13 protein-coding genes are annotated in these 13,740 nt (G+C 74.5%); 8 read left to right on the top strand and 5 right to left on the bottom strand.

From position 1 onward, the window contains the following. The first annotated feature begins 150 nt into the window (after window positions 1-150). The 3 genes from HS045_RS26745 (at window position 151) to HS045_RS26735 (ending at window position 3,513) form a co-directional block, all read left to right on the top strand. The gene (locus tag HS045_RS26745; RefSeq protein WP_196454234.1) at window positions 151-795 is read left to right on the top strand and encodes a copper chaperone PCu(A)C; all 645 of its coding nucleotides are present in this window, start codon (window positions 151-153) and stop codon (window positions 793-795) included. Beyond that, a complete protein-coding gene (locus HS045_RS26740; RefSeq protein WP_196454233.1) occupies window positions 792-2,087 on the top strand; it encodes a Dyp-type peroxidase in 1,296 nt (431 codons plus the stop codon). Before HS045_RS26745 ends, HS045_RS26740 begins: the two co-directional genes overlap by 4 nt. Before the next feature lie 208 nt (window positions 2,088-2,295). Beyond that, window positions 2,296-3,513, top strand: a complete 1,218-nt coding sequence (locus tag HS045_RS26735; RefSeq protein ID WP_196454232.1) for a sensor histidine kinase KdpD — start codon at window positions 2,296-2,298, stop codon at window positions 3,511-3,513. 58 nt (window positions 3,514-3,571) lie between these two features. Here HS045_RS26735 and HS045_RS26730 read toward each other — a convergent pair whose 3' ends face one another. The 3 genes from HS045_RS26730 to HS045_RS26720 form a co-directional block, all read right to left on the bottom strand. Then, window positions 3,572-4,045, bottom strand: a complete 474-nt coding sequence (locus tag HS045_RS26730) for a hemerythrin domain-containing protein (protein WP_196454231.1) — start codon at window positions 4,043-4,045, stop codon at window positions 3,572-3,574. Window positions 4,046-4,108: 63 nt separating this feature from the next. Further along, window positions 4,109-5,290, bottom strand: a complete 1,182-nt coding sequence (locus HS045_RS26725) for a zinc-dependent alcohol dehydrogenase (RefSeq protein ID WP_196454230.1) — start codon at window positions 5,288-5,290, stop codon at window positions 4,109-4,111. Window positions 5,291-5,375: 85 nt separating this feature from the next. Further along, window positions 5,376-6,329 (bottom strand): LLM class F420-dependent oxidoreductase, encoded by a 954-nt coding sequence (locus HS045_RS26720; protein ID WP_196454229.1) that lies wholly within the window; start codon window positions 6,327-6,329, stop codon window positions 5,376-5,378. A gap of 192 nt (window positions 6,330-6,521) precedes the next feature. On the opposite strand from HS045_RS26720, the gene HS045_RS26715 reads away from it, so the two are divergent. Further along, window positions 6,522-6,893, top strand: coding sequence for an STAS domain-containing protein (locus HS045_RS26715; RefSeq protein ID WP_196454228.1), 372 nt, complete (start codon window positions 6,522-6,524; stop codon window positions 6,891-6,893). Between the two features lie 79 nt (window positions 6,894-6,972). Further along, window positions 6,973-8,022 carry an NAD-dependent epimerase/dehydratase family protein gene (locus HS045_RS26710; RefSeq protein WP_196454227.1) on the top strand — a complete coding sequence of 350 codons (1,050 nt, stop codon included), beginning with the start codon at window positions 6,973-6,975 and terminating at the stop codon, window positions 8,020-8,022. Window positions 8,023-8,204: 182 nt separating this feature from the next. Here the strand turns inward: HS045_RS26710 and HS045_RS26705 are convergent, their stop codons facing one another. Then, a complete protein-coding gene (locus HS045_RS26705; protein WP_196454226.1) occupies window positions 8,205-8,654 on the bottom strand; it encodes a DUF4383 domain-containing protein in 450 nt (149 codons plus the stop codon). A 310-nt stretch (window positions 8,655-8,964) separates the two neighbouring features. Next, complete coding sequence (locus HS045_RS26700; protein WP_196454225.1) at window positions 8,965-9,618, bottom strand: TetR/AcrR family transcriptional regulator; 654 nt, start codon at window positions 9,616-9,618, stop codon at window positions 8,965-8,967. A 210-nt stretch (window positions 9,619-9,828) separates the two neighbouring features. Between HS045_RS26700 and HS045_RS26695 the strand changes: the two genes are divergently transcribed. From HS045_RS26695 to HS045_RS26685, 3 genes are read left to right on the top strand one after another with little or no spacing between them, the layout of a single operon-like run. After that, the gene (locus HS045_RS26695) at window positions 9,829-10,353 is read left to right on the top strand and encodes a (2Fe-2S)-binding protein (RefSeq protein WP_196454224.1); all 525 of its coding nucleotides are present in this window, start codon (window positions 9,829-9,831) and stop codon (window positions 10,351-10,353) included. Then, window positions 10,350-11,345: a xanthine dehydrogenase family protein subunit M gene (locus HS045_RS26690; RefSeq protein ID WP_196454223.1), complete on the top strand. Its 996-nt coding sequence runs from the start codon at window positions 10,350-10,352 to the stop codon at window positions 11,343-11,345. Before HS045_RS26695 ends, HS045_RS26690 begins: the two co-directional genes overlap by 4 nt. Then, the gene (locus HS045_RS26685; protein ID WP_196454222.1) at window positions 11,342-13,684 is read left to right on the top strand and encodes a xanthine dehydrogenase family protein molybdopterin-binding subunit; all 2,343 of its coding nucleotides are present in this window, start codon (window positions 11,342-11,344) and stop codon (window positions 13,682-13,684) included. Before HS045_RS26690 ends, HS045_RS26685 begins: the two co-directional genes overlap by 4 nt. Window positions 13,685-13,740 lie beyond the last annotated feature (56 nt).

Below are 13,740 nucleotides of genomic sequence, written 5' to 3'. Positions count from 1 at the left end.
GAGGCCGCCGTCCCGCGGCCCGGCGGTCCGACCTTGCGACCCCTTCTCCGGCGAGGCCCCCCGAGGCCCGACACGGCGGATCCGCGCCCTGCCTGCGGCGCGGTCCCCTCGGCGCCGCGGCCCGCCGCACCCGTCAGAAAGGCCTTCAGCGTGCTCTCTCGACGCGCCCTTCCCACCGTTCCCGCGGCGGTCCTGCTCGCCGCCGCGGCGGCGCTCACCGGCTGCGCCGCCCCGACCGCCCCCTCGGCCGCGCCCGCGCCGGCCGTGACCGGTTCGCCCGCCGCTCCGGCCGCGGCCCCGTCGGCCTCACCCGCCCTGACGATCATCGACCCGTGGGTGAAGACCACCGGAGAGGGCATGACCGCCGCCTTCGGCACCCTGGTCAACAACGGCGGCGCCGACGTGACCGTCGTCTCCGGCGCCTCCCCGCTCTCCCCGGAGGTCGAGCTGCACGAGGTCGTCGAGTCGGGCGGCACGACGGTCATGCGCCCCAAGGAGAGCGGCTTCGTCGTCCCCGCCCACGGCTCGCACCCCCTGCAGCCCGGGGGCGACCACATCATGCTGATGGGCGTCACCGAGAAGGTGGAGCCCGGCGCGCAGATCCCCTTCACCCTCACCCTCAAGGACGGCTCGACCCTGGAGTTCACCGCCGTCGGCAAGGACTTCGCCGGCGGCGAGGAGGACTACCGGCCCGGCACGCACACCGGCACCCGTACCGGCGGCGGCACGGGCGGCGGCACGGGCGAGGGCACGGACGGGCACGAGGACGCGCACTCCGGTGGGGACGACCGGTGACCGCCGGACCCCGTCTCACCCGGCGGAGACTGCTGGCGGGCGGCGCCGCGGCGGCCGGAGCGGTGGCGGCCGGAGCGGTGGCGACCGGAGCGGTGGCGGCGTGCTCGCCGGGGACGGCCGCCGGATCCGAGGCGTCCGGCGGCCCCGGGACGTCCTCCCCGCGCGGGCCGGGCGCCGCGGCTCCCGTCTCGGCCGCGGCCTCCGGCGGCACCGCCGTCGAGCCGTTCCACGGCGCCCACCAGGCCGGGATCGCCACGGCGCCGCAGGCCCACGCCGCCTTCGTCGGACTGGACCTGCGGCCCGGCACCGGGCGGGAGGCGATCGCCCGGATGATGCGGCTGCTCACCGACGACGCGCGCCGGCTGACCGCGGGCAGGCCCGCGCTCGCCGACACCGAACCGGAACTGGCGGCGCTCCCCGCCCGGCTGACCGTCACCTTCGGGTTCGGTCCCGGGCTGTTCGCCGCGGCCGGAGCCGAGCGCCTGCGCCCGGAGGCGGTCGCCCCCCTGCCCGCCTTCCCGATCGACAGGCTGGAGCGGCGGTGGAACGGCGGCGACCTGCTGCTGCAGATCTGCGCCGACGACGCCCTCACCGTGGCCCACGCGCTGCGCATGACGGTCAAGGACGCCCGGTCCTTCGCCCGGGTGCGGTGGATCCAGCGCGGCTTCCGGCGCGCCCTCCGGGTCCAGGACCCCGGCACGACCCAGCGCAACGTCATGGGCCAGCTCGACGGAACCGTCAATCCGAAGCCGGGGACGGCCGACTTCGACCGGGCGGTGTGGACGGGCGACGGGCCGGAGTGGCTGCGCGGCGGCACCACCCTGGTGCTGCGGCGCATCCGGGCGGAGATGGAGACCTGGGACGCCGCCGACCGGACCGCCAAGGAGTTCACCGTGGGCCGCCGGCTGGACAGCGGCGCCCCGCTCACCGGCGCCCGGGAGCACGACGAACCGGACTTCGCGCGGCTCACCCCGGCCGGCTTCCCCGTCATCCCCGAGCAGGCCCACATCCGGCGGGCCCGCGTCACCGACCCGGGGCTGCGGATCTTCCGCCGGGTCTACAACTACGACGAGGGCCTGTCCGCCGACGGGCGCGCCGACTCGGGGCTGCTGTTCGCCTCCTACCAGGCGGACGTCGCCCGGCAGTTCCTCCCGATCCAGCGGCGCCTGGCCGAGGCCGACCTGCTCAACGAGTGGACGACCCCGATCGGCTCCGCCGTGTTCGCCGTACCGCCGGGCTGCGCGGAGGACGGCTGGATCGGCGAGACCCTGCTCGGGGGCCGGACGGGATGAGCGCCGGGGAGGCGCGGGCACGGCTGTGATCACGGCGCCCCGCCGGGCCCCGCCGGGCCCCGCCGGGTCCCGACGGGGCGCCGTCGGCGACGTCCCGGCCGCGGCCCGGCCGCGGCCCGCGCCTCCCCTCAGGCCGACCACTGGGGGTGGGTGGAGGGCCACCGATAGTTATGGTGGAAGCCGGACGCGTTTCACCACAGGGGGACGAATGCCCACAAAGTGGTCCGTGCTGGGGGAAGGTGGGAGATACGCCGCCCGACAGGCGGCGACGCTGTTCGCCCTGGCGGGGATGCTGGCCATCCTGGGGATCGCGGCGACGCCGGCCGACCGGCGCGGCCTGCTGACCCTGATCGCCGGGGCCGACCTGCTCGTGGCCGCCGCCGCCTGGTGGCTCCCGTGGGACCGCCTCGACCCGCGCGCGCCCTTGGCGCTGAGCCTGCCCGCCCTCGCCGTGCTGTCCGTCTCCACCTGGGCGTTCGGCGGGACCGCGGCGGGCACGGCGCCGTTCTACATGATGCTGTTCGCGTGGGTGGGGCTGCACTTCCCCACGGCGGCCGTGCTGGCGCTGACCCCGCCGGCGGCGCTGGCCTACCTGGCGCCGCTGGTCGTCTCGGGGCGCGACCCGGTGGCGGTCTCCAGCGTCGTGGTGTTCGTGCCCACGCTGGTCGGAGTGGGCGTGCTGATCGCCCGCCAGGTCGAGCACCAGCGCCGCGACCGGGAGACCATCCGCCGCATGGAGCGCTGGCGGGCCGCGCTGACCGCCGCCCTGGCCCACGACGTGCGCTCCCCGCTGACCTCCGTCCAGTTCGCGGTGGAGACCCTGAACGAGGACGGGCCCGACCTGCCCGAGGAGCGCCGGGACGCGATCGCCAGGACCGCCATCCGCCAGGTCGACCGGATCCGGCGGCTGGCCGCCGACCTGCTGGACGCCGACCGGCTCGACAGCCACGGCGGCCTCCGCCTGGACGTGCGCCCGCTGGACCTGCGCGCCGCGGCCGAGAGGGCGGCCGGCTACCTCAGCGCCCCGGTCCGCGTCGAGGTCCCCGACGGCCTCACCGTGCGGGCCGACCCGCAGCGGCTGGAGCAGATGCTGGTCAACCTCACCGCCAACGCCGTGCGTCACGGCGCCCCGCCGATCGTGGTCAGTGCCGACCCCACCGGAGCGGACGGCCTGCTCGCCGTGCACGTACGCGACCACGGCACGGGCGTCCCCGAGGACAGGCGTTCCCTGCTGTTCTCCCGCTTCAGCGGCGCCGGCGCCGCCCCCGGCTCGGTGGGCCTGGGCCTGTGGATCACCCGCGAGCTGGCCCGCGCGCACGGCGGCGACGCCTTCTACACCCCGGCCGACCCCGGCAGCCGCTTCACCGTCACCCTGCCCGCCGCCGGGCGGCCGGCGGTGGAGCCCGCCGCCGGCCGGGTCGCCTGACCCGGCCGGTGCGGACACGGACCCGACGGACCCGACGGACCCGACGGACCCGGCAGGTCTACTTCTGCGCGCTGGAGACGGCCAGCGGTTCAGCCGGCGCCTTCGCCCTGGCCTTCTCCATCTCCTCGCCCAGTTCCTGGAGCTTCTTGCGGCCCATCGCCTTGCGCACCTCGGGGAACCACTCGTCCTCCTCCTCCTCGACGTGGTGGCGGACGTTCTCCATGAGGACGGTGACCTTCGCGTCGAACCGCTCGTCCCGCGGGTCCATGTCCTTCAGCTCGGAGAGCATCCAGACCACCACGTGGTGCTCCTCGACGCTCTCCAGGATGTGGTCGGAGGTCTCCGGGACCTCCGCGCGGGCGACCGGGTAGAAGACCTCCTCCTCGATGTAGGCGTGGGTGGTGAGTTCCCCGATGATCTGGTCGACGAGCTTCCGCTTCTCGTCGTAGGCGTCCTCGCCTGCCTTCTCGAACTGCTTGAACAGCTTCTCGACCGTCTTGTGGTCGTCCTTCAGGAGCACGATGGCGTCCACGTTCCGCCTTTCTGCGAGGTGATCCCGGAGGGTTCTTCCGGGGGGACGGGGAGACGACGGGGGTCACGGGTTGAGCAGGATCTTGATCGCCCCGTCGCGCTTCTTCTGGAAGATCTCGTAGCCGTGCGGCGCCTGGTCCAGCGGGAGCCGGTGGGTGGCCAGGTCCATGACCCCCAGGGGGTCGGAGTCGTCGGCGACCAGCGGCATCAGGTCGTTGGTCCACCGCCGGACGTGGGCCTGGCCCATGCGCATGGTGACGCCCTTGTCGAACATCCGCAGCATCGGCATCGGGTCGGCCATGCCGCCGTAGACGCCGCTGACCGAGATCGTGCCGCCGCGCCGTACGGCGTCGACGCACTGGTGCAGGGCGGCCAGGCGGTCCACGCCCGCGTTGGTCATCAGCGGCGCGGCGAGCGCGTCGGGCAGCAGGCCGGTGATGGTCTGGGTGAGCTTGGCCACGGGTGAGCCGTGGGCCTCCATGCCGACGGCGTCGATCACCGAGTCGGTCCCCCGGCCGCCGGTGAGCTCCCGGACCGCCTCGGGCACGTCGCGGACCGCCGAGGAGTCGATGATCTCGATGCCGTGCCGGCGGGCCATCTCGAGCCGCTCGGGGACGGCGTCGATCCCGATCACCCGGTGGCCCAGGTGCTTGGCGATCCGGCCGCTCATCTGGCCGATGGGGCCGAGGCCGAAGACCGCGACGCTGCCGACGTCGGGGATGTCGGCGTACTGCACGGCCTGCCACGCGGTGGGCAGCACGTCCGACAGGTAGACGAACCGCTCGTCCGGCGGGCCCTCGGGCACCTTGATCGGCCCGAAGTGGGCCTGCGGGACCCGCAGGTACTCCGCCTGGCCGCCGGGGACCTCGCCGTACAGCCGGGTGTAGCCGAACAGCGCGGCGCCCATGCCGTGGTCGCGGACCTGGGTGGTCTCGCACTGGGCGAAGAGCTTCAGCCCGCACATGTGGCAGCGGCCGCAGGAGATGTTGAACGGGACGACGACCCGGTCGCCGGGTTCGATGTGGGAGACCTCGGGGCCGACCTCCTCGACGATGCCCATGGCCTCGTGGCCGAGGACGTCCCCCTCCCCGATGAACGGTCCCATGATCTCGTACAGGTGCAGGTCGGAGCCGCAGATGGCGGTGGTGGTGACCTTGATGATCGCGTCGGTCGGCTCCTTGATGATCGGGTCGGCGACCTCCTTGACCCGTATGTCGCGCTTACCGTGCCAGGTGACGGCCTTCATGGTCTTCCTCCTATCCGGATTCGACGGGGACCGCCTCCCGGCGGTCCCGCCCGGACGGCCGGGACGGCCGCCCGGGGGCGGGCGGTCAGCGCAGCCGCGGCAGGACCTCCTTGGCGTAGAAGTCGAAGAACGCCTCCTGCTCGTCGCCGATCTGGCTGATGTAGACCTCGTCGAAGCCCGCGTCGACGTACTCCCGGATCGCCCCGAGGTGGACCTCCGGGTCCGGGCCGCACGGCGAGCCCTTGCTCGCCTCCTCCTCGGTGACCATCTGCGCGAGCTGCTCGAAGTGCCGGGGGAGCGGCAGCAGCTGGGAGGCCTCGCCCTGGATGCCCTGGGTCGGCCAGAGCCGGTGCACGGTCTTGCGCGCCGCGGCCTCGTCGGCGGCGTAGCAGACCTTCAGCCCGCCCTGGACGGGCTTGCCCTGGCCGCCGGAGGCGTGGAACCGCTGCACGAACTCGGCCGACGGGCCGGTGCAGATGTAGCCGTCGGCGATGCGCCCGGCCAGCTCCACCGACTTCTCTCCGAACCCGGACATGTAGACCGGCGGCGGCGTGTCGGGCAGCGTGTAGAGGCGGGCGGTGTCCACGTCGTAGTGGGTGCCGCGGTGCGTCACCAGCTTGCCGCTCCACAGCTCCCGCATGATCTCGACCGCCTCTTCGAGCATCTCCAGCCGCTCCTCGGCGGGGGGCCACCGCGAGTCGACGATGTGCTCGTTGAGCGCCTCCCCGGTCCCGACGCCGAGCCGGAACCGGCCGCCGGTCAGCACCGCGCTGGTGGCGGCGGCCTGCGCGATGATCACCGGGTGGATGCGGACCAGCGGGCAGGTGACCGCCGTGGTGATCGGCAGCGAGGTCGCCTCGGCGATCGCGCCGATCACCGACCAGACGAACGGGCTCTGCCCCTGCTCGTCCAGCCAGGGGTGGAAGTGGTCGGAGATCCACAGGGCCTCGAACCCCGCCTGCTCGGCGAGCCTGGCCTGCCGTACCAGCTCTCTGGGGTCGTGCTCCTCACTTGACAGGAAGTATCCGAACGCCGTCATGTACCGCCTCCTCCAGGGACGAGCTGCGCGGACCTGTCTCCATACCCGTGCAGGGGAGGCCAAACGGAAGAGGGGAGCACGCCTCCTTGTGCCTTCCGCCCCGCAGGGGTGACACTGGGAGGACCAGGCGCATGAGCGGTCCGGGAGACGCCGGGACCGCGGTCACCATGTCGCTGTTCTGGAGCCGTCCTTATGCCATTGCAGATCAGCGGGGAGCGCCACCGGGCCTTCACCGTCATCCGGATCGTGGGTGAGGTCGACAAGACCGAGGAACCCCGGCTCCGCGAGAAGATCGACGAGGCGCTCGCGTCCGGGAGCCCCCGGCTGCTCTTCGACCTGTCGTCCATGAACTTCATCGACTCCTGCGGCCTGCGCCTCCTCGTCCAGGCCTCCAGCAGGGCTCACCGGTGCGGCGGCACCTGCGCCCTGTGCTGCCTCAAACCCTCGACCCGCCGCCTGATGCGGCTGACCGGCCTCGACGCCGCCTTCGACGTGTACCCCACGCTCGGCGACGCACTCGCCGAGGCCCGGCCGGAGAGCCCGGCCACGGTCCGGCTCCCCTGACGCCCCGGCCGCCTCCGCCCGGCAGGAGCCGGACCCCGCCTCCCCGGTTTGGTCACCCCCCTCCGGGCATCTGGGAGGAATGCGGGTAATCGTCATCGGCGCGACCGGGAACGTGGGCACGAGCGTGGTGTCCGCCCTGGCCGCCGACAGCAGCGTCACATCCATCCTCGGGCTGGCCCGCCGCCTGCCCGACTGGCATCCGGACAAGACCGAGTGGCGGACGGCGGACATCTCCACCGATGATCTCGCGCCGCACCTCGCGGACGCGGACGCGGTCGTCCACCTGGCCTGGATCTTCCAGCCGACACGCCGCCCGGTGACCACCTGGCGCACCAACGCGCTGGGCGGCATCCGCGTCTTCGAGGCGGTGGCCCGGGCGAAGGTGCCCGTGCTGGTCCACGCCTCCTCGGTGGGCGCCTACTCCCCCGGCCCGAAGGACCGCCCCGTCACCGAGGACTGGCCCACCCACGGCTGGCCCGGCGCCGCCTACGGGCGGGAGAAGGCCTACCTCGAACGGACGCTCGACGCGTTCGAGCACGAGCACCCGGAGATCCGGGTGGTACGGCTGCGCCCCGGTTTCGTCTTCAAGCGGGAGGCGGCCAGCGAGCAGCGACGGCTGTTCGCCGGGCCGTTCCTCCCCCACCGGCTCGTCCGCCCCGGCCTCGTCCCCTTCGTCCCCGACCTGCCCGAGCTCCGCTTCCAGGCGCTGCACGCCGAGGACATGGGCGAGGCCTACCGCCTGGCGGTCGTCCGGGAGGTCTCGGGCGCCTTCAACATCGCCGCGGAGCCGGTGATCGACTCCGCGGTGCTGGCCGAGGCGCTCGGCGCCCGGCGGGTGCCCGTCCCCGGCTGGGCGCTGCGCGGGGCCGCCTCCGCCGCCTGGCACCTGCGCCTGGTGCCCGCCTCGCCGGACCTGCTCGACATGCTGTTCACCGTACCGATCATGGATGTCACCCGCGCCCGCACCGAGCTGGGCTGGACGCCCCGGCACTCCTCGGTGGACGCGCTCCGCGCGGTGCTGGAGGGGATCCGCACCGCCTCGGGCATGGACACGCCTCCCCTGTCGCCGAAGACCGGCGGACCGGCGCGGACCGGTGAGCTGGCGACCGGGATCGGGACCCGGCCGTAGCCCGGGCACGGCGGCCGGGGTACGGCCGGCGCCCGGACGGCCGTACCCCTCACCGCCGTCACCAGACGCCGGCCGTACCCCTCACCGCCGTCACCGGACGTGGCCGGCGCCCGGGCGCGAGAACGGCCGCCCACCGTGGTGGGCGGCCGTTCTCCTCTCCGCGCGTCCCTCCGACGCGGTCGTCAGACCCGCGAGGCGGTGCGGCGGCGGCTGAGCGCGACGCCCAGACCGATCATGCCGAGGCCGAGGAAGAAGTGGAGCCAGTTGTCCGCGGTGTTGAGCGGGACGAAGTTGGCCGAGCTGTCGTGCGGGATCAGCAGGCCGTACACCCACAGCAGCAGGTAGACGGCCCCGCCGCCGATCAGGAAGGTGCGGGCGCCGGACCAGGTCCGGGAGAGCGCGAGGCCCGCCACGCCGAACAGCAGGTGCACGATGTTGTGCAGGATCGAGACTTCGAAGATGCCCAGGAGCATCGCGTCGGAGTGGTGCCCGGCGAACTGAAGCTGGTCGACGTTGCTGGTGATGCCGGGGATGAAGCCCAGCACGCCGACGAGCAGGAACACGATTCCGACGACCTTCGCGGCGAGCTGCAGCTGCGAGCGGTCGGTGGCGTGCGTGTGCGGTGCGTCCATGACGTCTCCCACAGAGGTGATCGGGACTGGTGATCGGGACTGGTGCCCGCTCCTGCTACCCGCCCGTCGGGTGTCTAGTCACCGCCGGCGGGAACACGGGTCACGATGACGTCACGGCGTCACACGGCGTCGTGCGGCGTCACACGCGTCGTGCGGCGTCACACGGCGTCGTGCGGCGTCGTGCGGCGTCATGCGGCGTCATGCGGCGTCACACGGCGTCGTGCGGCGTCGTGCGGCGTCACCCGCGACCGCGACCGCCGCTCCACGCCCGGCGGACCGCCGCCCCGCCGGGACCGCCGCCCCGCCGGGATCAGCGGGCCGCCGGCAGCCCCGCGACGAGCACCGCGAGCAGCCTCTTCATCGTCGGCAGGAACGGCGGGCAGGCCGCGGCGATGTCCGGGTCCTGCGCGTACAGCTCGACCAGCACGGGCGCCGGGTTGGCCACCGGGTAGAGCGTTCCCGCGAACCCGGCGGCCGCCCCGACCAGTTCGATCCCCTCGCCCGCGGTCAGGACCGGGTGCGCCCGCGCCACCTGCTCGCCGAGCACGGCCACGGCTCCCAGCACGGTCCGTTTGAAGACGCGGGCGGCCGGGACGGAGACGTTGTGCTCCAGGCTGGTCGAGACGTTGCCGAGCAGGTCGCACAGGAGCGGACGCTCGGCGAGCGTCTCGGCCAGCGCGTCGACCACGGCGGCCGGCCCGGCGGCGTCCCGCAGCCGCTCGGTGACCGCCTCCGCCCAGTCCAGCCAGCACTCGGCGGCCAGTTCGAGGTAGATCTCCTCACGGGTGCCGAAGTAGCGCACCACGTTGGACTTGGCCAGGCCGACGGCCGCCGCCACCCCGCCCAGGCTGACGTCGCGCACACCGGAGCGGAGGGCGAGCTCGCGGGCGGCGGCGAGGATCGCCTCGCGCCGCTGCTGCTTGTGCTCCGGCCGCCTGGCCCGGACGAACGCCGGCTGTGTCATGTCCCCGCAAGCATACGACTCCCCGCAAACGTGCGACGGAGGTAACGGGACGGCGTTCTCTTGTTAAGAGTACGCCGTCCTGTTAGCGTCGGTCGCAGCGGACGGTCCCGCCGCCCCGGCGGGCGGCCCCGCGCCCGGTCTCCGCGGAGGCGTCCCGGCGGCTCCGCGGAGGCGTCCCGGCGGCTCCACGGACCGGCTCACGAACGGAGGATGCACGTGGTCGAGGTGCGGTTGCGGGTGAACGGCGCCGAGGCGTCGCTCGACCTCCCGCCACAGGTCAGTCTGCTCGACGCGCTGCGCGAGCGCCTCGGGCTGACCGGCACGAAGAAGGGCTGCGACCAAGGCGCCTGCGGCGCCTGCACGGTGCTCGCCGACGGCGAGCGGATCAACTCCTGCCTGGCCCTGGCCGTGCAGTACGCCGGCCGCGAGATCACCACGATCGAGGGGATCGCCGGCGACGGACCCGGGCACCCGCTCCAGCGGGCCTTCGTCCGCAACGACGGCCTCCAGTGCGGCTACTGCACCTCCGGCCAGATCTGCTCGGCGCTCGGAATGCTGGCCGAGCACGGCGCCGGGATGCCCAGCGCCGTCACCGAGCACCTCTGCGCGGACGGCCTCGAGCTGTCCGACGAGGAGATCAGGGAGCGGATGAGCGGCAACCTGTGCCGGTGCGGCGCCTACAACGGCATCGTCGACGCCATCCGGGAGTTCGCCGCGGCGGAGGCGGAGCGGTGAGGCCGTTCGCGTACCTCAGCGCCCCCGACGTCGCGACGGCGGTCCGCGCGGTCGCCGACGACCCCGGCGCGAAGTTCCTCGGCGGCGGGACGAACCTCGTCGACCTGATGCGCACCGGGATCGAGCGCCCGGACACGGTCGTCGACATCACCTCCCTGCCCCTGGCCGAGGTCGAGGAGCGGCCGGACGGCGGCGTGCGGATCGGCGCGCTGGTCCGCAACGGCCGCCTGGCCGCGCATCCGCTGATCCGGGCCCGCTACCCGGTGCTGTCGCAGGCGGTCCTCGCCGGGGCCTCGGCGCAGCTGCGGAACATGGCGACGGTCGGCGGGAACCTGCTCCAGCGCACCCGCTGCCCCTACTTCTACGACCGCACGGCCGCCTGCAACAAGCGGGAGCCGGGCAGCGGATGCGACGCGATCGGCGGGTTCAACCGCAGCCACGCCGTTCTGGGCGTGAGCGGCTCCTGCATCGCGGCGCACCCGTCGGACATGTGCGTCGCGCTGGCCGCGCTCGACGCGGTGGTGGAGGTGGAGAGCGTGCGCGGCGTCCGGCGCGTCCCCCTGGCCTCCTTCCACCGGCCGCCCGGTGACACCCCGCACGTCGAGACCGACCTGTCCCCCGACGAGCTCGTCACCGCGGTCGAACTGCCGCCCTCGCCGATCGCGGCGAACTCGCGCTACCGCAAGGTCCGCGACCGGGCGTCGTACGCGTTCGCGCTCGTCTCCGTCGCCGCCGCGCTGGAGGTCCGCGACGGTGCGGTGACCGGGGTCGCGCTGGCCCTCGGCGGCGTCGCCACCACTCCGTGGCGGGCCCGGGAGGCCGAGCGCGCCCTGCTCGGGGCGCCCGCCACCGAGGAGTCGTTCCGGCGGGCGGCCGAGGCCGAGCTCGCGCCCGCCACGGGCCTGCCGGGGAACACCTTCAAGATCGAACTGGCCCGGCGGGCCGTCACGGCGACGCTGCGGCGGCTGCTCACCGAGGGGAGTCCGGCATGACCTCCACCCCCACGCGGACCCCGGCTCCGGCTCCGGCCCCGACCCCGACCCCGGCCCCGGCCCCGGCGGAGACGGCGACCGGCCGCACCGTCGGCAGGCCGCTCGACCGGGTCGACGGGATGGCCAAGGCCACCGGCGCGGCCCGCTACGCGGCCGAGTACCCCCACCCCGGCCTCGCGCACGCCGCGCTGGTGCACGCGGCGGTCGCCCGCGGCCGGATCACCGGCATCGACGCCGCCGGGGCCGGGGCGGTCCCGGGCGTGCTGGCCGTGATCACGCACGAGAACGCCCCGGCGATGAAGCCGCCGCCGCCGGTGAGCCTGCTGAACCTGAGCACCCTCGCCTCCGGCTCGACCGTCAACTACCTCAACACCGACGAGGTGCACTGGAACGGCCAGCCCGTCGCGGTCGTCGTCGCCGAGACCCCGGAGGCCGCCCGGCACGCCGCCGGCCTGGTCCGGGTCTCCTACCGGGAACTGCCCGCCACCGTGGACTTCGCCGCGGAGGAGGGGAACGCCGTGCCGCAGAAGAGCACCGCGATGCAGTCCGCCGGCGCCCGCAGGGGCGACGCGGAGGCCGCGCTCGCCGCCGCGCCCGTCTCGGTGGACCTGCGCTTCACCACGCCGCCGTACCACCACAACGCGATCGAGCCGCACGCCACGACGGCGGTGTGGGACGGCGACCGGCTGACCGTCCACGAGGGCGCCCAGAACATCGCCTGGGTCCGCGACCACCTGGCCCTGCGGTTCGGCGTCCCGGCGCGGAACGTGCGGGTGGTCGCGCCGTACGTCGGCGGCGCGTTCGGCGGCAAGACCATGGTCTGGGCCGGCACCGTGCTGACGGTGCTGGCGGCCCGGGTGACCGGCAGGCCGGTGCGGATGGCGCTCACCCGGGAGGGCGTCTACCGCACGGTCGGCGGGCGCACCCCCTCGGTGCAGCGGGTCGCGCTGGGCGCCCGCGCGGACGGCGGGCTGACCGCGCTGATCCACACCAGCGTGACGCGGACCGGACGGACCGGCGGCCTGCCCGAGCAGGTGACCTCCCAGTCGCGCCACCTCTACGCCGCGGAGAACATCCTGCTCCGGCAGCACCTGGTCGAGCTGGACGCGGTCCCGAACACGCCCATGCGCGCGCCCGGCGAGTCGATCGGGACCTTCGCACTGGAGTCGGCCGTCGACGAGCTCGCCTGCGAACTCGGCCTCGACCCGATCGCGCTGCGGATGCGCAACGAGCCGGAGCGCAACCCGATCGACGGCAAGCGGTTCGCGCACCGGATGCTGCGCGAGGCCTACGCGCTCGGCGCGGAGCGGTTCGGCTGGTCCGGCCGGACGCCGGAACCGGGCTCGATGCGGGACGGCGGGCGGCTCGTCGGCATGGGCGTCGCCTCGGCCTACCACCCCGCCTGGCAGATGTCCGCCGACGTCACGGTCAGCCTGTCGGCCGGCGGCTCCGTCGTGGTGCGCTGCGGCTTCCACGAGATGGGCATGGGCGGGGCGACCGCGCAGGCGCAGATCGCCGCCGACGCCCTCGGCGTGCCGTTCGAGGCCGTGCGGGTGGAGTACGGCGACTCGGCCCTGCCCGACGGGCCCGGTGCCGGCGGCTCGGCGCAGACCGCGAGCGTGGCCGCGAGCCTGCTGGCCGCGTGCGAGAAGCTGAAGGGCTCGCTGCTCGCCCTGGCCCGGGGCTCGGACGGCTCCCCGCTGCGCGGCCGGCGGCTGGCCGACCTCGAGGCCCGCGACGGCGGGCTCTGGGCCGGGCCCGCGGGACCCGGTGAGACCTACGCGGCGATCCTGGCCCGGGCGGGCCGGGACTCGGTCGAGGCCGCCGTCGGGTCCGACACCCGCGTCGGCAAGGCCGCCGGGCGGCTCCGGTTCATGGCCAGGCTCCTGCGCGACCGGCGGCGCTGGGTGAAGGCCGCGTGCGGGGCGCACTTCTGCGAGGTGCGGGTCGACCCGGACACCGGGGAGGTCCGGGTCTCCCGCTGGCTCGGCGTCTTCGACGTCGGCAGGGTGGTCAACGCGAAGATGGTCGCCAGCCAGCTCCGCGGCGGCATCGTGATGGGGATCGGCATGGCCCTGTCGGAGGAGACGCTCGTCGACCCGCGCAACGGGCGGATCATGAACCCCGGCCTGGCCGACTACCACGTCCCGGTCCACGCCGACGTCCCGCCCATCGACGTGCACTGCCTGGACGTGCCCGACCCCACCATGCCCCTGGGCCTGATCGGCGTGGGCGAGGTGGGCATCACCGGCGTCGCCGCCGCGATCGCCAACGCCGTCCGCCACGCGACCGGCAGGCGCGTGCGCGACCTGCCCGTCACCCCGGACAAGCTGCTCTGACGGTGAGGACGCGGGGGAACGCCTCCGGAACCGGGAGGTGAGGCGGCCCGCCGTAC

This window comes from Planomonospora sp. ID82291 (assembly GCF_015711645.1).
Lineage (GTDB): Bacteria > Actinomycetota > Actinomycetes > Streptosporangiales > Streptosporangiaceae > Planomonospora.
The sequence above is the reverse complement of the archived record's forward strand: the minus strand, read 5'-3'. Positions and strand labels throughout refer to the sequence as shown.